At 30.1% G+C, this 22,590-nt stretch carries 14 protein-coding genes; 10 read left to right on the plus strand and 4 right to left on the minus strand.

What is annotated here, in order from left to right:
• Positions 1-43: 43 nt before the first annotated feature.
• Positions 44-1,348, plus strand: coding sequence for a 30S ribosomal protein S12 methylthiotransferase RimO (rimO, locus tag ACFWU4_RS07175; protein ID WP_411126271.1), 1,305 nt, complete (start codon positions 44-46; stop codon positions 1,346-1,348).
• Between the two features lie 5 nt (positions 1,349-1,353).
• On the opposite strand, the gene ACFWU4_RS07180 is transcribed toward rimO, so the two are convergent.
• Positions 1,354-2,148: a hypothetical protein gene (locus ACFWU4_RS07180; protein WP_411126273.1), complete on the minus strand. Its 795-nt coding sequence runs from the start codon at positions 2,146-2,148 to the stop codon at positions 1,354-1,356.
• 364 nt (positions 2,149-2,512) lie between these two features.
• On the opposite strand from ACFWU4_RS07180, the gene ACFWU4_RS07185 reads away from it, so the two are divergent.
• The 5 genes from ACFWU4_RS07185 to ACFWU4_RS07205 all read left to right on the plus strand — a co-directional run bounded on the left by ACFWU4_RS07185 (position 2,513) and on the right by ACFWU4_RS07205 (position 8,089).
• The gene (locus ACFWU4_RS07185; RefSeq protein WP_411126275.1) at positions 2,513-4,288 is read left to right on the plus strand and encodes a tetratricopeptide repeat protein; all 1,776 of its coding nucleotides are present in this window, start codon (positions 2,513-2,515) and stop codon (positions 4,286-4,288) included.
• Positions 4,288-5,025, plus strand: coding sequence for a LytR/AlgR family response regulator transcription factor (locus tag ACFWU4_RS07190; protein WP_411126277.1), 738 nt, complete (start codon positions 4,288-4,290; stop codon positions 5,023-5,025). The genes ACFWU4_RS07185 and ACFWU4_RS07190 overlap by 1 nt, the downstream gene beginning before the upstream one ends.
• A gap of 225 nt (positions 5,026-5,250) precedes the next feature.
• Positions 5,251-5,838, plus strand: a complete 588-nt coding sequence (locus ACFWU4_RS07195; protein ID WP_411126279.1) for a hypothetical protein — start codon at positions 5,251-5,253, stop codon at positions 5,836-5,838.
• 45 nt (positions 5,839-5,883) lie between these two features.
• A complete protein-coding gene (locus ACFWU4_RS07200; RefSeq protein ID WP_411126281.1) occupies positions 5,884-7,407 on the plus strand; it encodes a leucine-rich repeat domain-containing protein in 1,524 nt (507 codons plus the stop codon).
• Between the two features lie 28 nt (positions 7,408-7,435).
• Positions 7,436-8,089 carry a hypothetical protein gene (locus tag ACFWU4_RS07205; protein WP_411126283.1) on the plus strand — a complete coding sequence of 218 codons (654 nt, stop codon included), beginning with the start codon at positions 7,436-7,438 and terminating at the stop codon, positions 8,087-8,089.
• Between the two features lie 577 nt (positions 8,090-8,666).
• On the opposite strand, the gene ACFWU4_RS07210 is transcribed toward ACFWU4_RS07205, so the two are convergent.
• The 3 genes from ACFWU4_RS07210 to ACFWU4_RS07220 all read right to left on the minus strand — a co-directional run bounded on the left by ACFWU4_RS07210 (position 8,667) and on the right by ACFWU4_RS07220 (position 13,169).
• Complete coding sequence (locus ACFWU4_RS07210) at positions 8,667-8,894, minus strand: DUF4287 domain-containing protein (protein WP_411126285.1); 228 nt, start codon at positions 8,892-8,894, stop codon at positions 8,667-8,669.
• Positions 8,895-9,447: 553 nt separating this feature from the next.
• Complete coding sequence (locus ACFWU4_RS07215) at positions 9,448-11,346, minus strand: tetratricopeptide repeat protein (RefSeq protein WP_411126287.1); 1,899 nt, start codon at positions 11,344-11,346, stop codon at positions 9,448-9,450.
• 11 nt (positions 11,347-11,357) lie between these two features.
• Entirely contained in the window at positions 11,358-13,169 is a 1,812-nt protein-coding gene (locus ACFWU4_RS07220; RefSeq protein WP_411126289.1) for a tetratricopeptide repeat protein, read from the minus strand.
• Positions 13,170-13,399: 230 nt separating this feature from the next.
• Between ACFWU4_RS07220 and ACFWU4_RS07225 the strand changes: the two genes are divergently transcribed.
• The 4 genes from ACFWU4_RS07225 (at position 13,400) to ACFWU4_RS07240 (ending at position 22,587) form a co-directional block, all read left to right on the plus strand.
• A complete protein-coding gene (locus ACFWU4_RS07225; RefSeq protein WP_411126291.1) occupies positions 13,400-14,056 on the plus strand; it encodes an outer membrane beta-barrel protein in 657 nt (218 codons plus the stop codon).
• A 72-nt stretch (positions 14,057-14,128) separates the two neighbouring features.
• Positions 14,129-14,677 (plus strand): T9SS type A sorting domain-containing protein, encoded by a 549-nt coding sequence (locus ACFWU4_RS07230; RefSeq protein ID WP_411126293.1) that lies wholly within the window; start codon positions 14,129-14,131, stop codon positions 14,675-14,677.
• 29 nt (positions 14,678-14,706) lie between these two features.
• On the plus strand, positions 14,707-17,067 hold the full coding sequence (locus tag ACFWU4_RS07235; protein ID WP_411126295.1) for a hypothetical protein: 2,361 nt from the start codon (positions 14,707-14,709) through the stop codon (positions 17,065-17,067).
• A gap of 33 nt (positions 17,068-17,100) precedes the next feature.
• Positions 17,101-22,587 (plus strand): T9SS type A sorting domain-containing protein, encoded by a 5,487-nt coding sequence (locus tag ACFWU4_RS07240; protein WP_411126297.1) that lies wholly within the window; start codon positions 17,101-17,103, stop codon positions 22,585-22,587.
• Positions 22,588-22,590 lie beyond the last annotated feature (3 nt).

A 22,590-nucleotide genomic window follows, 5' to 3' on the forward strand; every position in this document is an offset into this window, starting at 1 on the left:
ACAAAAGGTTTAATTGTATCTTTGCAAACTGATTTATAGAACCATGCGCACAAAAACTATTAAAAAAAATAAAATTAATGTTATCACTTTAGGCTGTAGTAAAAATGTTTACGATAGTGAGGTGTTAATGGGACAATTAAAAGCAAGTGGAAAAGATGTTGTACACGAAGAGCAGGGAAACGTTGTTGTTATTAATACTTGTGGTTTCATTAATAATGCTAAGGAAGAAAGTGTAAATACCATCTTAGAATATATGCAAAAGAAGGAAGATGGTGAGGTTGATAAAGTTTTTGTTACAGGTTGTTTAAGTGAACGCTATAAACCAGATTTGCAAAAAGAAATACCTAATGTAGATCAGTATTTCGGAACTACAGAGTTACCTGGTTTATTGAAAGCTTTAGGAGCAGACTATAAACATGAATTAATAGGTGAACGCTTAACGACAACTCCAAAAAACTATGCTTATTTAAAAATAGCTGAAGGTTGTGACAGACCATGCAGTTTCTGTGCAATTCCTTTAATGCGAGGTAAACATAAGAGTACTCCAATAGAAGACATTGTTATAGAAGCTGAAAAACTAGCGGCTAATGGAGTAAAGGAGTTAATTCTTATTGCTCAAGATTTAACCTATTACGGATTAGATTTATACAAAAAACGCAACCTTGCAGAATTACTAGAACATTTAGTAAAAATAGATGGTATAGATTGGATTCGATTACATTATGCTTTCCCAACAGGTTTTCCGATGGATGTGTTGGATGTGATGAAGCGTGAGCCTAAAGTTTGTAATTATTTGGATATTCCTTTACAACATATTTCAGACTCTATTTTAAAGAGTATGCGTCGCGGTACCACTAAAGAGAAGACCACGAAGTTATTGAAAGAATTTAGAGCTAAAGTTCCTGAGATGACTATTAGAACCACATTGATTGTTGGCTATCCAGGTGAGACGCAAGAAGATTTTGAAACTCTAAGAGATTGGGTAAAAGATATGCGTTTTGAGCGTTTAGGGTGCTTTACCTATTCACACGAAGAAAACACACACGCCTACAATTTAGAAGACGATGTACCAGAAGACGTAAAGATGCAGCGTGCTAATGAGATTATGGAAATTCAGTCCCAAATATCTTGGGAACTCAACCAAGCCAAAATAGGGCAGGAGTTTAAAGTGGTAATCGACCGAAAAGAGGGTAATTACTTTGTTGGTCGTACTGAGTTTGATTCACCAGATGTGGATAACGAAGTTCGTATTGATGCTACTAAGATGTATTTAAAAACAGGTGAATTTGCCACTATTAAAGTTATTGAGGCTGAGGACTTTGATTTGTATGGTGAGGTTATAAACTAAATTGTTTAGCAACCATCTCTCGGTCCAAAAGTAAATACGAATTCGAAATCCATTTTTTCACCTTTAGCATTTTCTGCAGGTGTCCATTTTCCTGGTATATTTTTGATAAGATTCATGAAATTTTTATCAATTGAAGGATAACCAGTTGTCATAGCGTCGTGTTTTACGTCTTTTACAGTTCCTTCCTTTGAGACTATAAAAGATAATTTAATAGCGCCAAGTTTATTATCTTTTATAACATACATACCATCTTTACTATTCATTTTAAGGTACTCGATTAATGACTCCTTTCCATCAAGATAAGTTGCTTCTTTCTCTGGAGCTACAGTAATGTGAGGGCCAAAAAACCGCTCTTCTAATTTACCTGTGTCTTTGTTCTTTGATTTAAATTCTGTTCTAACCGTAAAATGACTGAAGTACTCTGTTGCTTTTAAAATATCTTTTTGTGTATTTGTTAGTTGATCTGTTGTACCTGATGCTTCAATCTGTGATAATTGATTATCTTTTATAATAGTTAATTTTACTGAATTAATATTTTCTATTTGTGCTTTTTCTCCTTCATTTAGAAAATCATAAATTGTTGTAGCATTATGTACCTCTGCTTTAGTCACTGCAGCATGTCGCGTATCAATACCATAGTATACATCTGGAATGCCTGTTTTGTTTTTACTTTCAATAGTCTTAGTTTCTAATGCTAGATCTTTAGTTTTGATTTTATGTGTATTTCGATTTGAACAACCAATAATTAATAAACTTAAAAGAATTAATCCGGTACTATAAGATATAAATGACTTTTTCATGTTGTAATTGTTTTGAGATTAATGATGCTCAAATGTAAGGTTGATTGTAATTTATAGCCCTAAATTAAGTGTGAAAAAAGTGTAAAACTTATTTTAAAATAACGAATATGGCTTCAAACACAACGTTTATGGCTTAAAAGCTTTCAAAAAAATATTTCATATCTCTAATCCCACTTTATAAGCGTAAATTCACTTATAATTAAATATGAATGCTATTTTAGTAATCATTACTAAGCCTAAATATTCCTGCATATTTTAAAATAAGTAGATGTTGTAGTGTATTTATAAACTACCAATTGAATACATGAGAAATACTAATTTTCGTTTTATTTTTTTAATCTGTTTTTGGTCTTTAACTCAGATTATGTTATCGCAAAATGTTGTAATAGATAGCCTAAAATCAGTTCTGGCTAATGAAACAATAGACAATAAGGAAGATGTTTCAAGTACTTTGATATCAATAGGCGTAGCATATTTCGAAATAAGTGATTATACTGAAGCGTTAAATTACTATGAAAAAGCTCTACAAATCAATAAAGAAATAGATAATGAACAGGGGATATCTAGATGCCTTATTAACATTGGAAATATATATATCGTAAAAGGTAATTTTCCTCTCGCTATAGAGTATCAACATAAATCATTAAAAATAAATGAAAAAAGGAAAGATACTACGTTGATTTCATTGTCTTTAAATAATTTGGGAGTTATATACAATAATTTAGGAAATCATGAAAAAGCAATACCTTTTGTTCAAAAAGCTTTAGGAATTCAGAAAAAGAGTGGAGATAAAAAGCGCATAGCAGAAACATTGAATAATTTGGGTACATTATATATTAATATCGAGAATTATGACGAAGCCTATAATTATTTAAAAGAAGCATTACAGATATGTCAAGATATTAATAATAAATTCATTGAAGGTTATACTTTAAATAATATTGGATATGTATTTTTAAATAAAAAAATATATAATAATTCATTTGAATATTATGAAAAAGCAAGAATAATTAATCTAAATTTAGGTAATAAGCGAGCTTTATTAACTACATATTATGGTTTAGCTAGAGTTTATGCAAAACTAAAAGAAAATGATAAAGCATTGACCTATGCTCTAAAAAGTAAAAACCTTTCTCAAGATTTTAAATTAGTAGAAATGGAGAGGCATATTCATGAATTACTAGTAACAATTTATAAAAAAAATAAAAATTATAAAAAAGCACTAGAAAATCATGAGTATTATAAAATACTTAGCGATAGTTTATTTAATAAAGCAAATTTAGAAAAGATAGCTAAGTTAGAAGCTGAATATAAGTATAAGCAACAACTAGATTCGTTAAGTATTAATGAGTTAAAGCTTACTAAAACCATAAAATCTACTTCTAAAGATTTAGAGAAATCGCAAAAGAACTATTTGTGGGCTGCTATTGGTGTGTTGTTGCTTTCAATTCTATTAGGTGCTTTCTTTTTTTACCAGAAATTGAAAAATGCAAAATCAAAAACTAAAAATGCCTTGATGGAGCAGAAGTTATTACGCTCTCAAATGACTCCACATTTTATATTCAACTCACTCTCTGTTTTGCAAGGTATGGTATTGAATAAAGAAGAAAAGAAGTCTGTACTTTACTTGTCAAAATTCTCAAAATTATTGCGCCTAACATTAGAAAATTCTAGAGATAAAACCGTTTCTTTATCGCAAGAATTAACTGCAGTTCAAGAGTATTTAACGCTTCAGAATTTAGAAAACGATGCTTATATCTGTACCATTTTGGTTGAAGATTCTATTGATATTCCTGCTTTTAAAATTCCACCAATGCTCATTCAACCCTTTGTAGAAAATGCTATTGAGCATGCGTTTGTAACTAAAATTGAAGATCAAAAAATTGATATTCGTTTGATCTATACTGATAACAAATTGATATGTACCATTGCAGATAATGGTGTTGGTATTAACTTTAAGTCTGAGAGTAAAAACGGAAACAAAAACTCTTTGGCTACGACAATAACTTCAGAGCGTTTAAAAGTATTATCTAAAGATTTTAATATGGAAGGTTCTGTAATAATTGAAGACCGAAAAAAATACAATGAACAAGGAACACTAGTAACATTGGTAATTCCTCATAAAATAAGTGTTACATAATGAAAACCATATTAGTTGAAGACAAAGCATACATTAGAAAAGGCTTATTGAATCTATTGAATTTAATAGACACTGATTTGGAGGTTATTGGAGAATGTGAATCAGTAGAAGAAGCGGTCGTAGTAGCTAATGCCTGTAAACCAGAATTAATTTTTTTAGATATTAATCTTACCGATGGTAATGCCTTTGATTTTTTAGAACAAACAAAAGACTTAAGTTTTAGAGTTGTTTTTATTACGGCTTACGAAGAGTATGCCTTAAAAGCCTTAAAAATGGGAGCTGTAGATTACCTACTTAAGCCTGTAGATATAGAAGAGTTAAAAACGGCATTATTAAAAGTAAAAACGCTGCCTATTTCAATACAGAAAGATCAAATAAGAACTGTAAAGCAGGTTTGGAATCCTGACGACTCTAAACTTATATTATCACTTCATGATAGTTTTCAGGTTATAGATTTAGACGAGCTTATGTTTTGTGAAACGGATAAAGGCTATACCTCGTTTTACATCCGTAATGGTAAAAAATATGTGGTTTCAAAAACACTTAAAACGTTCGAAGAACAATTAGTTACTGCAAATTTCACAAGACCACACCAATCGTTTATGGTGAATTTAAAATTCATTGATAAATACGACAAATCTGGTGTCATTCATTTAAAAAACGGAAAGAAAATTCCGGTTTCTACGCGTAAAAAAGAGCAGTTTGTTGCGTCTTTTTTAAATAGGACTATTGAATAAACACTAAAGTTTCTTTAATCATTTTCTTGTCAGGTTGAGCCCTTCGACTGCGCTCAGGATAAACTAAAGTCGAAACCTTTTTATTACTTAAAGCTATTAGATTTCGCTTTATCACGGATATTCCTTAAAGTATCGCGCTTATTTATTTATGTCTATTAGATACAAGTTCTCTATTTCATAGGTCATTGTTACCATATACATTTATTCTATTAACCAATAGATATTATGAAAACTTTGTCCCCAAAACTAAATAGAATAGGTGTGCTATTTGTATTTATGGTAATCATAAAATTAACCTCTTGCAGTAATTCTACAAGTCATCAACCAGCAACAGGTGAAGGCTTTACAGCTATAGAAAATGAACTAAAAAGCAAATTTGGTGATAATGCTTATTACACAGATTTAAAAGTAGTATACATTAAAGATATTGGTAATACCATTAGTACCACAGTTACCAAAGCACCAGAATCCTTAAATATGGAAGAGTGGAATCTATCTCAAAATACTTGGACTCAACACTCTGAAGTAACCCTTGAAGTTCCTGAAGGTACACAAGCAGCAGACTACATGTTTCAGTTAAGCGATAAAATTAATCTTACCAAATTAGGAGGATTAGTAGAGGAATCTATCACAAAATTAAAATCCGAAAAAAATATAAACAACTTAATATTGAGTATGGCTTTTATAAAGTTTCCAAAAAATGGAGATAGCTCTAAAACAGAATATGCTATAAATCTCGTACCAGAAAGTGATGGGACATCCTTTAGTTTTTACTACACGCTAGATGGTGAGCTTATAAAAATGGATTACTAATATTAAAAACAAATTTACTATAACCTTAATTTAAAAATCAAAATCATGAAAAAACAACTACTTATTTTACTCACTTTATTTATAGCTACAATGGGCTATTCGCAAACGTTTACCGTTCAAGATAGTAATAATAATACACTACGGTTTACCGTAACCTCTTCTACTACAGTTTCTTTGATAACAGGGAGCACTATAATTAATACAAATGTTAATATACCATCATCAGTTTCAAATGGTGGTACAGCATATAATGTTACTGCTATTGGAGTGTTTAGCTTTGATGGTGAGCCTATATCTAGTGTTAGCATTCCAAACACGGTAACTAGCATAGAGCAACAAGCTTTTTCAAACACTAATCTAACATCTGTAGTTTTTCCAAGTAATCTTGAAACTATTGGTGACTATACCTTTCAAGGCAATCAATTATCAGGTCTTACAATTCCTAGTAATCTTACTAGCATTGGTAACGGAGCTTTTAGAGGAAATCCATTGTCAACAATTACCTCATTGGCTACAATACCACCATCAATTACAACTGTTGCAGGGAATAACGATTCATTTGCCCAAGGTGGAGACCGAAGTGGAATAGATTTAATAATTCCTGCTGGTACCACAGGAGCTTATGTTACAGATGCTGGAGCTTTATGGACAGGTTTTAATACTGTTACTGAGAATTTGAATGTAGGTGATACTTATATTGATAATTTTATAACATACGAAGTTACTTCTGCAGCAAGTAGTACTGTAAAAGCAGTAGGATATAATACAGCAGGCGGGACCGTAGTTAATATTCCTGCAACCATACCAAACGGTTTAATAACATATGACGTTACAGAAATTGGAAATAATGCTTTTCAAAGTAAGAACTTAACATCAGTGTCTCTGCCAAACACTTTAGTAACCATTGGTGAAAATGCATTTTTTGTAAATAATATATCTTCAGTTACTATACCAGATAGTGTAGTTACCATTGATGATATTGCATTTGCACAAAATCAAAATATGACAAATCTTGTATTAGGAAATAGTGTAACAAATATTGGTGATGCTGCTTTTCGCTTTACAGGTTTAACTACAATAACTATACCTGAAAGTGTTACTAATATTGGAGTTGTTGCTTTTGGTGGATTAGGAAATATTATCACTGATGTTTATTGTGAGGGCTTAGTTCCCCCTATGATAAGTACGAGTAGTAATCTTAATTCAGATACATTTAATTTATCTCGTAGTAGTATCCATTTACATATACCAGCTGGTACTATGGGAGTTTATGTTACAGATTCGGGTGCTTTGTGGACAGATTTTAACCCTGTCAGTGAAGATGCACTAAGTATTGATGATTTTGAGTTAGCTATGGATATAAAAGTAATTACAACTTCTTATGCGTTGGAAGTGACTTCATCTGATAGTGTTAGATTAGAAAATTATAGCATTTTTAGTCTTTCTGGTGCTAAAATAGCCACAGGGACTGAGAGCGAAATTTCTACGGCTTCCATTTCAAAAGGTATTTATATCTTAAAACTGGATTTTGATAGAGGAATAGTGGTTAAAAAGGTGCTAATAAAATAAATCACTTTAAAAATTAATTTATAAAATAATGATTAAAAAAAGAAATCTTATAATGCCAATTATAGTATTGATTCTGAGTTACTCATGTAGCTCAGAAGACAATACTTCAGATCTACAAACAGATAATTTTTATGCTTTAACCCTGGGGAATTCTTGGAATTATAAATATTATCTTAAGGACATGGATACAAACGTTTTTTTACCAACACCTGTAACTGAAACTGTTGATATTACAGAAACAATTGAAATAGACAATAATACTTATTACAATTTTAAACACATCGTTACAGGTAATGATGGTAACTATGGTATGTTACCTTCTAATGGTGAAAAGAACTTTACATTAAGGGACTCTCTGGGTTATTTAATTGATGAAATAGGTCTTATTAAATATACGCATACCAGTAATGATGAGCATTTTGTTGATTATAATACGGAGTCAGGTGGTTTCGCTTATTATTTAGACCTTTCTGAAGCTTTAGATAATGTAACAACCAATGCAGGAAGTTTTTCTTGCTATGACAATCATTATTATTTTAAGGATTCAAATGGTACTTTATCTAATTCTGTTGATCACATCTATAGAGAAGATGGTATTGGCGAGATTTTAAGTACCATGTCCTATATGTCACAATCTGATCATTTTGCAGAAAAGCGATTAGAGTTTTATTCGTTAGAATAATTGATATATTAAGTTATGTGTTACGGAAAAGTAATTTATAAAAAGAATAAATAGTTAACAGTTCTGAAGACACTAGTAATTATAAAGTTTTTATATGACTAAATTGTTTAAAAAATATAAACTCGAATTATTTTTAGTAGCTCTATATTTGTTGATAGTACTTTTGGTTATAAATTAAGTTTAGTGCTTGATTTATATCATTTACAAAAAAAGCATCACAAGAAAGTTTTCTATCAATCTCATCAATACATTTTATTGTTGAGTTTTATTGTGTCTTTCCGTAAGCTTCTCGCATCCAATCAATTAGTTATCTATCCCATCAATAGAGGTCAGTTGCACTCAATATGTGCACATCATCCCAAAAGGACCAGTATTACCAAGTCGATCTGTCGTTGGTTTATTGAAAAGTTTTAAACCTAAATCTATCCGTGTTTTGTAGCTGTTTTAATTAAAATAAATTGACGTTTCCTAATGATGCGAACACTATTTTTTTGGAGTTATAGTTATATCACTTCCAAAGCCTTTAATAATATATAAGAGCTTTTATAAATTGGGATAAGCTCTCTTTGCCTTTATATTAGTTAGTAACTAAGTCCTTATCAGAATTGTTTTCATTTTTAGATAATGTTACTATGGTATTTGCAAAGCGATGAGTAACACATTGCTCTTTTTTTAAGAAATTGACACCTTCAGAATATTTTACCAAAGCTTTAGTTTTTATGATAGTTTGCCATTCCTCTAAAGATTTACCAGTATTCTCTAGCATATTATTAATTATGGTTTGTAGTGCTTTGTCCAGAATCATCTAGGTGTTAAGTGACTTTTTAGGAGTTTGTGGTGTCTTATAAATATACAATCCATTATTATGAATAACCCAATTAGGCACAACAGACTCCAAATCTTTTTACTTTCTTTTTATACTATAATTAGTGCTGTGATATGGTATTTTGCTTTTTAGAAATAGTAGTACTTAGGCGCCTTACCTCTATTTAAATGGCTTTAAATAATTTGATAATTAAAAGTACTAAATAAGTTAGATGTGTGCTTGATTTTCTGAATATAAAAAAATAGCAGACTTGTGTTTACTCTTTTTTAGTGAAATGAATACTTTGTAAAGTAAGATGAACGCCATAATTTAATTTGTTTTGTGGTATAATTTTAGTTTTCGCAGCGACTTGCAACTGGATGTTGCTAAAGCACCCAGCGCAAGGCACCACAAAACTGGTATGTCATATATTAATGACAAATCAAACTTATGATATCAATCTGTTAATTAAAAAAAAGAGATATAGACAATAGGTGGACACCCCATTTTTTATATCGGACAAATGGTGGACTTCGATTTTTAAACTTTTGATTTACATATCAATAACTAATTCTTGTAGTGATTCTTCAGTACTGAGATTTAGTTTTTTTCTAAGTCTATATCTCGCTTTTTTTACACCCTCTGTAGATATGTTTAAAATATTTGCGATTTCTTTACTAGATAAGTTCATTTTTAAAAGTGACATTAAGCGGAGGTCATTGTTACTAACTTCTGGATAATTGCGCATCACTTTAGAATTAAAATCTTTGTGCACATCTTCAAAGTAGTTTCTAAATTGTTCCCAATTACTATCATTATTAATATCTAGATTTATAGTATTAATGACTTTTTGGTAGCTCCGAGCATTCGGATTACCAGATTTAAGCTCTTTTAATTGTGATTTTAAATCTAATAGAACTTCGTTTTTATGTGCTAAATGTAAAGCGTGGGTTGTCAGTTCTTTTTCTTTAAATTGTAATGAGTTGTCTAGTTTTTCGCGCTCAACTTTGTTGCGTTTCATTTTTTGCTGAAGACCATAAAAAATAGATACACTTAATATTAACAATGAGATTAGACCAATACCCATTAGTAACTGTCTCGATTCTGATACTTTTTCCTTTTGTTGAAATAATTGAATATCCTTTTGTTGAAGGGCAATTTCTTTTTCTTTCTGTTCGGTATCGTGCACTATTCTTAGTTCCTCAATTTTTGAAGCTTTAGTTTTATTAAAAATAGAATCTTTCAACTTTCCATGAGTTTCTAAATCTACAAATGCGTTTTTGTAATTTTTTTGAAGTTTATAAACTTCACTTCGTAATTTATAGACACTAGACATAAAAGCATCTCGTTCCTCTTTATTCTCAGAATGAATTTCATCACTTAATAATTTAAGAGCCGCTTCATAGTTACTTGTTTTTTTATAATATGTAGCTAACCTAAAATTGAAATAATTAATCATATAATTATAATTTATTTCATGAGCTATTTTAAGACCTTCGTCGATGAGAGATTTTGCTTTATCAAAATCTTCATTTTCAAGATAGATGTCTACTAAATGCGAAAAACTTACTAGTATTACAGACTTATATCCTGCTTTTTTAGACAGATTTAAGCTTTTTTCGAAATTTGTTATGGCTAAATCAAAATCCTTTTTAGATTTATGTGACACACCAATTACATTAAGTAATTGTGACTGATAATCGATATCTTCAGTTTCTTCATAAACTTTAAGTGCCTTAGCGCTATACTCTAATGACTTCTTATAGTTTCCTAACCCATTTTCTATAATTGCTAATTTATTCTGGGCATCAGCAATTCTTACAGTATTATTAAGTGATTCAAATTCTTTTAAACTTTTTAAGACTGTTTTTAATGCCATTAGAAGTTGTCCACGTTCAGTGTATATAGAGCTTTCGACATCATAAGACAGTGCTATGCCAAACGTATCCTTACGTTTTATATTTAGTTCTAAATTCTTTTTATTTAGTATTTGAGCTTCATTATAATTTCCTTTAGAAATTTCAAGGATAACTAAGCCATGTGTAGATAGTGATACTTGTTTTAAATCATTATTTAATTTAGCAAGTTTTATAGTATTATTATGATAATATTTTGAAGAATCATATTTATCTATATTACTATAAATAATAGCATAGTGATGCGATGCAAGAGTCTCACCAGGAGTATCACTTATATCTTGGGCAAATTTTAATTGTCTTTTTGCATAGTGTTTGGCTTTATCTATATCTCTATACAGGTAATGTGATGTAATTCTATTTAAAGCTCTTAGCTTAAGGCTATCTGTATTAGAATTTTCAATTATTTGTATAAGACTATCAACTTTTTTACTTTTTTGGGCGTTACTTTTTAATGAGAAAATTGCTGTAAATAATAATGTAAAGACCAATAGGTTGTTAAATTTCCTTTTGGATAATCTAAATTTCAAAATCATTGTTTATTATTTTATAGTTCTATGACCAATTCTTGTAATGACTCCTCGGTACTGAGATTAAGTTTTTTTCTAAGCCTATATCTTGCTTTTTTAACACCCTCTATTGAGATATTGAGAATGTTTGCAATCTCTTTACTAGATAAATTCATTTTTAAAAGTGACATTAAGCGCAAATCATTGTTACTCACTTCGGGATAATTGCGCATTACCTTGGAGTTAAAGTCTTTGTGCACATCTTCGAAGTAGTTTCTAAACTGTTCCCAATTACTATCATTATTAATATCTAGATTTATAGTATTAATGACTTTTTGGTAGCTCCGAGCATTCGGATTACCAGATTTAAGCTCTTTTAATTGTGATTTTAAATCTAATAGAACTTCGTTTTTATGTGCTAAATGTAAAGCGTGGGTTGTCAGTTCTTTTTCTTTAAATTGTAATGAGTTGTCTAGTTTTTCGCGCTCAACTTTGTTGCGTTTCATTTTTTGGCGCAGTGCATAGACTATTGCTGTGGCTAAAGCAATTAAACCAAGTAATGAAATGATTAGAAATACCTTTTGGTTTTCTGCTTTTTGTTTCCGTTCTTCAAGAAGTTTTATTTTATTTTGTTTAATGATAAGCTCTTTTTCTTTCTTCTCAGATTGATACTGAACTTCTAATTCGTTCATTTTTTCAATGTTTTCTTCACCTAATATTTCATCGTGTAGCTCATGATATTCAGTATGATATTCGTATGCTTTTTTAAAACGGCCAAGTCCTGCGTATGCCTTTGAAATTTCTAAAAGATCACCTATTTTCTTTTTTCGTGTTCCTGTTTCATCTGCATTTTCTATAGCGTCCTTCATATAGTTTAATGCCTTTCTGAAATCACCTTTTTTATTGTAGAGTTCACCAAGATGACGAAGGTTTAAGCCAATCAGTGAAGTTTCACCGTATCGTTTACTAATTACTAAAGCTTTGTTATAAAAATCTTCTGCAATGTCTAGACTGTCTTGCTGAGCATATATCCAACCAATATTATCATATGCTCCAGCAAGGTCATTGTTATAGTTTTTCTCTTTATAATAAGGGACGGCTTCAAATAATAAAGATTTGGCCTCTTCATATTCCTTTTGTCCTTTTAGGTTAAGTGCTAAATTGACGTTTATGGTAGCAACATCATCATATAAATTTAACTTTTGATAAATGGTCTTTGCCTTGTTATAATACTCATTCGATATTTCATAATTCTCAATATCTCCATGTATGTTCCCTATATTCCAATAACTTGCTGCAATACTTTCTTCAGTATCTCCAATTTCTTCTTTTAGCTTTAAGCTTTTCATATGGACTTCTAAGCATTCTTTAAAGCGACCTAGGCTTCGTAAAGAATTTGCTTTATTGTTTAGTGCATAAGAGACTTGAGTTGTATCACCTAATTTTGTATACATCTCAATAACCAAATCATAAATCGAATCGGATTTTTCGTACTGCGAAGTCATATTATGATAAACACCTAAATAATTGGTTGTCCTTGCGATAAAATCTTCATTTTTTAGTCGCTTTGCCAAAACTATTGTACTGTCTAAATACGGTTTCGAAGCTAATGGATCTGTATAAAGATACTCTACCCAAATCATTGCATAAGAAATAATCTGTGTAGTGTCCTTTTGTGTTTGTACGACTTTTAATAAACTGTCTACCTTTTTTTTATTTTGACTATGTCCACTATTAGCATACAGCAGAAATATTAAAACGATGAAGTAAATTAAATTGTCCACTTTTAGGTAGACATTTATATTTTTTTTAAAAAAAGGGACATTAAGTGACGCTTTTGAAATACTCATGGTTTAAGGTTGTTAGGTTATCTAAGATAATGTTATTTATTTTTTAATTTTAAAATACTGAAAATCAATTAATTAAATCTGATTAATTTGTGATTGTCTACCTGTTATAAATATCAATAAAATTTAAAAAAGTTACTTTTAAATGCAGTGGACAAAAGGTGGACATCGCTTTTTTTTCTTTTTTTCATCATATTTCGCTCCTAAATTAGCTGTCAATAAAAACTGGTTACATGCTAAAAAAATATACAATAATCACAATTGCTTTGTTGATTAGTGTTTCATCTTATAGTCAGCAACTCTATTTTGAGTTAGGAAATACAATTTCATCATTTGATTATAAGAACACCCAAGGAGAACCACTAGATAATTTACTTTCAAAATCCAAGGCGTATTTTGGTATGGGTTATAGACAGAGTATTAATAGAAATAATACTTTCTTTTTATCACTTGGTGCCACTTACAATAATTATGGTGCTATTGGCAGTGAGAATAGTGTTGACAATTTCTTTGAGTGGGACATAAGTTATTTAGGATTAAAAGTAGGATTAGATATAAAACTTTTTGAACTACAAGATCTATCATTCTTTGCAAAAGCATCTGTAGCCACGGAGTTTTTAATACGTGGCAATCAAACTATAAATAATGATGTTTTTAACCTTGTTGGTGAAGAAGAGTTTAACAACAGTATATTATTTTTTAGAGGCGGACTACAAATGCAATATCCATTGTCTAGAAACACTGCAATTTTCGCCGAATATACTTATGGAAAATCTGTTTTAATTGATAGCCCAGAAGTAGGTGAAACACTAACCTTTAATGCACATCAATTCGGTATTGGTTTTATTGTAAATCTACCAAGATGTAACTGTGACTATTATAGATTTTAATTATAGTGGACAAAAGGTGGACATTAAACAGAAACCTATTATAGACAATATTTTAGTTATAAATTGATCAATATGAATGAATTATACAATATGAATATAGAAGTGAAAATTTTAAAAAGAGTTTTGTGTACATTATTTCTACTAAGTTTTTCAAATGCTTTTTATGCCCAAGAACATTCAGAGTATCGTATAATAAGATCTAATCTCGGAAGTGGTGGATCCTCACAAAATGTTTTAACTACAAATGGAACTTACAAGGTAAGCCAAAGTATTGGACAGTCCAGTGTTATTGGTACGCATAGTAACAATGGCTACTTTCTAAGACAAGGTTATCAGCAACCTACTAGTAAGATTAAAATAACTAAGAATATTGATTATAGTCTTAGTGCTAAAGTTTACCCAAACCCTTTTATTAATGCGGTCACAATTACTTTTAGTGATGTTGTACTCAAAAATATATCTGTTATGATTTTTGACGTGAATAGTAAAATAATACATGATCAAGAGTTTTTGCCCTTACAAGAAGTTGAAATAAATGTACAGAATATTTCGAACGGGATTTACTTTTTAAGAGTGATCTCAGGAAGTAAACAATTTAATACAAAACTGATAAAGATTTAAAAAAACCAAAACAATAAAAACCTCCAATTATGAAAAAAATTCTAACCCTAGCCTTCTTTATTTTTTCACTTACATCAGTTTTTGCCCAGACTGATGGTATAACCTATCAAGCGGTAATTGTTGGTCCAGATAATCTAGAATTACCAGGTGTGGACTCGGAAGGTAATTATCTACCAAATACAACTATTGCTATAAGGTTTACAATCTACGATAGTGGCAACCAATTAGAATTTCAAGAAATACAAGTCACTGAGACAGATGAGTTTGGTCGTATCAATTTACTAATAGGTGATGGTGACCACGATTATTTTAAAGAGATGAACTGGGACGGTACACCTAAAGATTTAAAAGTAGAGATTGATTTTAATGCAGGTAGTGATTTTGAAGAAATGAGTAGGGAACGTCTCACTTTTCTTCCTTATGCATATCATAGAAATATTACAGCAACAGGTACTTTAAGTGTAGATGGAAATACCACATTAAATGGTGAATTATTAGTTGAATTACCCACTAATTTAAATAGTACATTAGATGTAAATAATGGCAATCCTACCAATTTATCTGGAGATCTTACAGTTGGTGGTGAAACGAATTTAAATAGCCCTCTTAATATAAATAATGGAAGTCCAACAAGTCTTTCAGGAGACTTAACTGTAGATGGTAATGCAACTTTAAATGGAAATTTAGATGTGTTAATCGGTCAAACAACATTAAATGATCTAACTGTAAATGGACTTGCAATTTTTGGTGATTTATCCGCTTCTAATCTTACAGTTGCAGAATCAACAATCCTTAATGGTAGAGTAAATATTGCAGCTAATGAACAAGTAGTAATAACATCTACATTAGAGAATCAAAATTTTCAATCAGGAATAACCAATGATAAAAATATTAATTCTTATCCTTTATTAGTTGAAGGGCAAAATCAAGGCATTGCAATAAAAATTGCTGGCACTAATACAACTAATAAAAATAATTTCATTTCATTTTGGGATGAAACAACACCAAGTACAAATTTGAGAGAGCCTGCTTATGACGGCGGGTTTTTATCAGACGGGATTATTGATTTATTAAGTAGTTTTGGTATTCCATTTCTTGATGTCCCAACGACTAGTGATTTTCCAGTAGGAAATACAACCTCTTATGAAACCGTAGCATTTTATCCTGGTGCACCAATGATGTGGGGAAGAATAGAAGGGGAAACCAACGAGGCTGAATTTGTAAACAACGCTGATTATAATATGGATAAGTTGGCTTATACTTATGATACGGTGGATGGTACTTTAGACTTGGTATGGCAATCTATAGATGTTGTTATGGAAGGAATAGCACTTGCAGGATCTTCATCTGATGTTAGACCATGTGTTGGTTTTGGTGCTTGCGTAACTTCACCTGGACCAGCAATGATTTTTGCAAATATTGCAAGTTTAGCATTAGCTGTTATTAAAGAACTGGCTGCAATTTCAAATGAAGCATTTGCATTTAGAAATATTGATGTTTTTGAGTATCATAAAAGAAGATTTAAAGGTGTTTCTTATGCATCAGGTGCTGGTGATTATGCTGAGTATTTGTTAAGATCTGATAAAAACGAAACAATGACTTATGGCGATATTGTAGGTGTTGTTGGAGGTAAAATTTCTAAAAATACAGATGGAGGTCAAAGAAAAATGGTTATCTCTTTTAAACCTGCAGTTTTGGGTGCACTGCCTCAACCGCATTTAGAGAAGTACTATGAGAAAGTAGCATTTATGGGTCAGGTTCCTGTTAAAGTTTATGGAAAAGTCAATATTGGTGATTATATAATTCCAAGTGGTAAAAATGATGGTTTAGGTATTGCAATTTCTCCAAATAAAATTGACGCTAGTACTATTAAAGATATAGTAGGTGTGGCGTGGGAGTCGGTTGAAGCGAGATTTGGTTTCAACTATGTTAACGTTGCCGTTGGACTGAACTCTAATGATACAAGTCATTTTATTGAAAAACTTGAAAATCAAATAACTAATCAACAAGATGAAATAAATCAATTAAAAGAGGTGTTAGAGAAAACCTTAAATAGGATTGTTGCTTTGGAGGAACATACATTAATTTCTAATGGGTTGGATTCGCATTTAGACGAAATAGCTTCAAAAGGTATTTCTGCTGACGGTCGTAATTATTCTATTGAAAATGATATTATTTATTTTGAAATTACTGATGCAGATATAGAGAGTGGTATAGAACTCGCAGAGAAAATGATGCAAGATGAAGGTGTGGATACTTCTAAACATTTGATTTGGAAAAAATTAAAGGCGGATACCGTATTTAAAAAGAAGTTTGTCAATTCAATTAAAAAGAAGTTAGACAAACAAATACACTATCATAAAGAAGTTGTTAAGGCGGCAGGAAATTAATAATTAATAAAAGGTCTAAAACATATTAATTTTATGAAATGTAATTTTCTAATATTAATTTTTGCTATATCCATTCTATCAACCTTAGCTCATGGACAAACTACAGTAGTCCCAGATGATAATTTTGAAGATTATTTAGAAACACATTCAGCAAACGGATCTTTAGTTAACCTCGGAGATCCCAATAGTATGGGTGATGGTATTGCAAATAATAACTTGGTTCTTACAGATAGAGTCAATAGTGTTGCTACTCTAAGTATAATAGATTTAGAGATCGTAAATATTGAAGGTATAGAGGATTTTACAAGTCTAGAAATACTGGTGTGCAATAATAATAGAATTGAGACCGTTGATGTGTCTTTAAATTTTAACTTAGAATTATTAAATGTTTCAAATAACAGAATTACAGGCGAATTAAATGTAATCAATAATGTGAACTTGGAGAGTTTGTTCTGCTCTTCAAACCAAATTACTACATTAAATTTATCAGCAAATACAGTTTTAAAAAACCTTGATGCTTCAAATAATGCCTTGATAAGTTTAGATTTAAGCAGTATTAATTCAGTAGTTTGCCCTAACCCTCAATCTGACCCAGTAACAGTATGTCAAGGTTCGGCAACAGTCAATGTTTCTCGTAATCAATTGAGTTCATTAATTATGGCAAATGGTTACAATGATTTAGTGTTTTTATTTAACGCTTCTGAAAACCCTGATTTATTCTGCATACAAATCGATACTGGTTTTACGCCAACAGGATGGATAAAAGATGATTGGGCTTATTATAGTGATAATACCTGTGTAGATATTTATACCTATGTACCAGATGATAATTTTGAACAAGCTTTAATTGATTTGGGTCATGATGATACATTAGATAATTTGGTGTTAACTGAAAACATAGATACACTTACAGATTTGAATGTATCTAATACATCCATTTCTAATTTAACCGGAATTGAAGATTTTATAGCCTTAGAAACTTTAAACTGTAGCATAAATACTATTGAAAGTTTAGATCTTTCTAATAACACATTGTTGGAGCAATTAGATGTTTCAAATAATAGTTTATCGATTTTAGATTTAGATATTAATACAGCCTTAACAATTTTAAATTGTTCAAATAATTTAATAAATACGATAGATTTAAGTAATAATAATGCTTTAACACTATTAAATAGTTCAAACAATGAATTAACTAATTTGGATATTAGTAATAGTGTTTTATTAAGTGATTTAGACTGCTCATTTAATCAGATAGAAACTTTAAACACAACTTCAAATACAGCATTAGTTAATTTATTATGTAATAATAATAACTTATTCTCACTAAATATCAACAACGGAAGTAATACTTTAATTACCAGTTTTAATGCTACAAACAATATAAATTTATTCTGTATTAAAGTAGATGATATAGTATTTTCAGACGCTGCTGTGGGTTGGCAAAAAGATGCAACAGCATCCTATAATATAGATTGTGGTACATATATACCAGATGATAATTTTGAACAAGCTTTAATAGACCAAGGGATTGATTCGGATAACACACTAAACAACTTTGTAGCAACAGCTGATATTAATACACTAGCAACTCCATTAGATATTTCAGGACTAGCTATAGGTGATTTAACAGGGATTCAAGATTTTTTAGCCTTACAAGATTTAAATTGTTCAAATAACAATTTATCAGCTTTAGATTTAAACGCCAATACAGCACTAGTTAGTTTGGATTGTTCTAGTAATCAAATCGAAAGTCTAGACATGACATTTAATACTGCTTTAGTTACATTATTATGTAATGACAATGCCTTATTAAACCTAAATATTGAAAATGGAAATAATGCTGCATTGATAAATTTTAATGCTGTTAATAACCCAAATTTATTCTGCATTAATATAGATGATGCTACTATTGGAAATATTCCTGGTACATGGCAAAAAGATGATTTGGCAGCTTACAATGGTGATTGTTACAATAATCGTTTTACGGCAATACCCGATGCTTTTTTTGAACAAACACTAATTGATTTAGGATATGACAATGTTATAGATGCTCAGGTACTAACTTCAAATATTGAGCACATCACAGATTTAGATGTCAGTGATAAGAGTATTTCTGACTTAACAGGAATTAGAGATTTTCAATCACTTATGGAATTGAATTGTAGTGGTAATTTTTTGGATGCTTTAGATGTTAGCAATATGATTTATCTAGAGCGTTTAAACTGTAGTTCTAACTATCTTCTTACAAACGATATTAATAATCCCAATGGCTTATTTAATACTGCAGGAACAATAAATTTAAAAGAGTTGTATTGTGCTGGTAATAATTTAAATGATCTAGATACATCTCAAAATACTAATTTAGAACTATTGGATTGTGCCAGTAATAATTTAACTATTCTTAATATAAATAATAACACACTTCTACAAACATTAAATTGTTCCAATAATGACTTGTCAAATTTAGATATAAGTAGTAATACAGTTTTAGAAGATATAAATTGTGATAGTAACGAACTTAACGATTTAACAACAATTGGAGTAAATAACACAACCTTAACAAGTTTAAGTTGCGCAAATAATAATTTATCTAACTTACTAGTTAATAACTATGAAGGATTGGTAACATTAAATTGTGGATCTAATGAGTTAACCCAACTTAATGTAACTAGCAACATAGCCTTAACTTTCCTCTCTATTTCTATTAATCAAATTTCAAATATTAATTTATTAAATAATTTGGATTTAGTAGAGGCCTTAGTATCTCAAAATAGTTTGTCGCAACTAGATGTATCTGCCAACACACTTTTAGAAAACTTAAATTGTGATTTTAATGACATCAATCAATTAGATTTAAATACTAATGCATTACTCAAGTTTTTATCTTGTGGAAGTAATGAATTAACAGAGTTAGATTTAAGTGATAATGTTGATTTAGTTGAAATTAATTGTAATTCAAATGAATTATTAACCTTAACACTGTCAAATAACTTAGAGACTTTAAAAACTTTAAATGTAAGTAACAATCAACTTGTCGGTGATTTAGATTTAAGCACTATGGCTATTGCTTCATGCGAGTTTCAATCTAATCAGACCGAATTCTGTCCAGAATCTATTTCAATAAATATATCGAATAATACATTAAGTTTTGTCAATATTCAAAATGGTATAAATACAGAAATTCTGAATTTCAATTCTACAGGTAACAGTGATTTAAGCTGTATACAAGTTGACGATATAAATAGCATTGGTGTAGGTTGGGTTAAAGACGATACAACAGAGTATAACATAGATTGTAATTTTGGAGAAACCTATGTGCCAGATGATAATTTTGAACAAGCATTAATCGATTTGGGCTACGATTCGCTGCCATTAGATGATTTTGTACCTACTGCAAATATAGATACTGTTTTATTTTTAGATATCAATGGAAATGCGATTGCAGACCTTACCGGAATCGAAGATTTCAATGCATTAGAAGAATTAAATTGTTCTAATAATGTGATCAACGATATTGACTTAAGTGCAAATGTTAATTTATTAAATGTAGATTGTTCTAATAATCTAATTACCATATTGGACGTATCAAATAATTCTTTGATAACAACCCTTAATTGTTCAAATAATGCCATCGCTAGTATTGACTTAGAATCAAATTCAGACTTAACAGAGTTGAATATTTCAAATAATATATTGACAGCTTTTTTTCCTAGTACGATTTTATCCTTACAAGAATTAAATATTGATAACAACACAATCGTAGAGCTCGATTTTCAACAAAATCAATTTCTAACTAATATAAGTTGTGAATCAAATTTATTACAGGTTTTAAATATAAGAAATGGCCAAAACCTAATTTTAGAGAACCTCAATGCTGTTAATAATCCAGATTTAATTTGTATTGAAACTGACGATGGTGCAGTACCTATGGGTGCCATGTGGAGTGTCGATTCAATAGCACAATTTGCTATAAATTGCTTTTTTGGAGAGACCTATGTACCAGATAATAATTTTGAACAAGCTTTAATTGATTTAGGTTATGACGCAGGTCCACTTGATGATTATGTAATAACAGCCAATATTGAAGATGTGAATTTTTTAGATATTTCAAGCTTAGAAATTTCAGACCTAACAGGTTTGGCAGATTTTATAAACTTAACATCATTAAATATTAATGAAAATTCTGTTACTGAAGTTGATTTAAGTAATAATATACTACTAGTAAATTTAAATGCTTCAAATAATTTGCTTACAGAGTTAGATATTTCATTATTACCAAATTTGATGGATTTAAATTTATCTAACAACAGCATAGAACAGTTAAATTTAGATAATAATATTAACATTGTTGACTTAGATGTTTCTGATAATTTACTCAGCCAATTAAGTACTAATGGGCTTGTAAACTTAGAAGATTTAAACTGTGCATTAAATCAAATTTCTAGTTTAGATTTTTCTTTAAACCCCATTTTGGAGGTGTTATTTTGTCAATCTAATAACTTGGTTGGTGATCAGCTTAATTTACAAAATGGTAATAATGCTAATCTGCAGATATTTAATGCGACAGACAATCCTGCATTAGGTTGTATTTTAGTTGATGATCCTGTTATAATAATTGATAATGTTGACGGTACCTTTGATGATTGGATTAAAGACGATTCTGCAACCTACCAAGTTATATGTGAAGATGCAGATAATGATGGTGTGCCAAATGAAGATGATCTTTGCCCAAATACAGAATTTGGAGCTCCAGTTGATTTATTTGGTTGTCCGATTATTGATTTACCAAATAATAACTTCTCCATTTTAATTACAGGTGAGACATGTTTAAACAGCAATAATGGAAAAATTACAATTGAAGCCCTAGAACTTTATAATTATACGGTCACACTAATTGGTACACAAATAATGGAAGGTACAGGAGAAGTGTTTAACCAACAGTACAATTTTACAAATGATATAGATATATTAAATCTGTTAGCAGATACTTATGAAATGTGTATTACTGTTGCAGAATGGCCAAGTTATCAAAGTTGCTACACTATTGTTATAACTCAACCAGAACCACTAGAGGTTTTTGCAAGTAGAACAGCATTTGGAAGTAAGATTGCGTTAGATATGAATGGAAGTTCTAGTTATAAAATTCATTTTAATAGCTCAATTTTTACGACCCACAATTCGTCTATTGTTTTAGACTTACAACCAGGAATAAACAATTTAAAAGTAAGTACAGACTTAGATTGTCAAGGTATTTTTGAAGAAAAAATATTTAGTGGAATTGGATTTCAAGTCTTTCCAAATCCGTTTAATCATCGTATTAATATTTTTGATGGTAAGGAAGGGGGGGTCATTAAGATTCATGTTTATTCATCCGTTGGTCAGTTAGTATTAAGTAACGAAATAGAAAATAGAGGTCGAATTATGACATTGGATACCAGTGAATTATCCTCAGGAATATTTTTTATGACATTAGAGACGTCATTAGAAAAATTGACTTATAAGATATTAAAGAACTAAAAT

This window comes from Winogradskyella sp. PE311 (genome assembly GCF_046545555.1).
In the GTDB taxonomy this organism is placed as follows: Bacteria; Bacteroidota; Bacteroidia; order Flavobacteriales; family Flavobacteriaceae; genus Winogradskyella.

Excerpts from the sequence above, each read along its gene's own strand:
- ACFWU4_RS07215 (WP_411126287.1), bottom strand. The coding sequence starts at position 11,346 with ATGATTTTGAAATTTAGATTATCCAAAAGGAAATTTAACAACCTATTG.
- ACFWU4_RS07220 (WP_411126289.1), bottom strand. The coding sequence starts at position 13,169 with ATGAGTATTTCAAAAGCGTCACTTAATGTCCCTTTTTTTAAAAAAAAT.
- ACFWU4_RS07240 (WP_411126297.1), top strand. The coding sequence starts at position 17,101 with ATGAAATGTAATTTTCTAATATTAATTTTTGCTATATCCATTCTATCA.
- ACFWU4_RS07225 (WP_411126291.1), top strand. The coding sequence starts at position 13,400 with ATGCTAAAAAAATATACAATAATCACAATTGCTTTGTTGATTAGTGTT.
- ACFWU4_RS07230 (WP_411126293.1), top strand. The coding sequence starts at position 14,129 with ATGAATGAATTATACAATATGAATATAGAAGTGAAAATTTTAAAAAGA.
- ACFWU4_RS07210 (WP_411126285.1), bottom strand. The coding sequence starts at position 8,894 with ATGATTCTGGACAAAGCACTACAAACCATAATTAATAATATGCTAGAG.
- ACFWU4_RS07195 (WP_411126279.1), top strand. The coding sequence starts at position 5,251 with ATGAAAACTTTGTCCCCAAAACTAAATAGAATAGGTGTGCTATTTGTA.
- ACFWU4_RS07235 (WP_411126295.1), top strand. The coding sequence starts at position 14,707 with ATGAAAAAAATTCTAACCCTAGCCTTCTTTATTTTTTCACTTACATCA.
- ACFWU4_RS07185 (WP_411126275.1), top strand. The coding sequence starts at position 2,513 with ATGTTATCGCAAAATGTTGTAATAGATAGCCTAAAATCAGTTCTGGCT.
- ACFWU4_RS07190 (WP_411126277.1), top strand. The coding sequence starts at position 4,288 with ATGAAAACCATATTAGTTGAAGACAAAGCATACATTAGAAAAGGCTTA.
- ACFWU4_RS07180 (WP_411126273.1), bottom strand. The coding sequence starts at position 2,148 with ATGAAAAAGTCATTTATATCTTATAGTACCGGATTAATTCTTTTAAGT.
- ACFWU4_RS07205 (WP_411126283.1), top strand. The coding sequence starts at position 7,436 with ATGATTAAAAAAAGAAATCTTATAATGCCAATTATAGTATTGATTCTG.
- ACFWU4_RS07200 (WP_411126281.1), top strand. The coding sequence starts at position 5,884 with ATGAAAAAACAACTACTTATTTTACTCACTTTATTTATAGCTACAATG.
- rimO (WP_411126271.1), top strand. The coding sequence starts at position 44 with ATGCGCACAAAAACTATTAAAAAAAATAAAATTAATGTTATCACTTTA.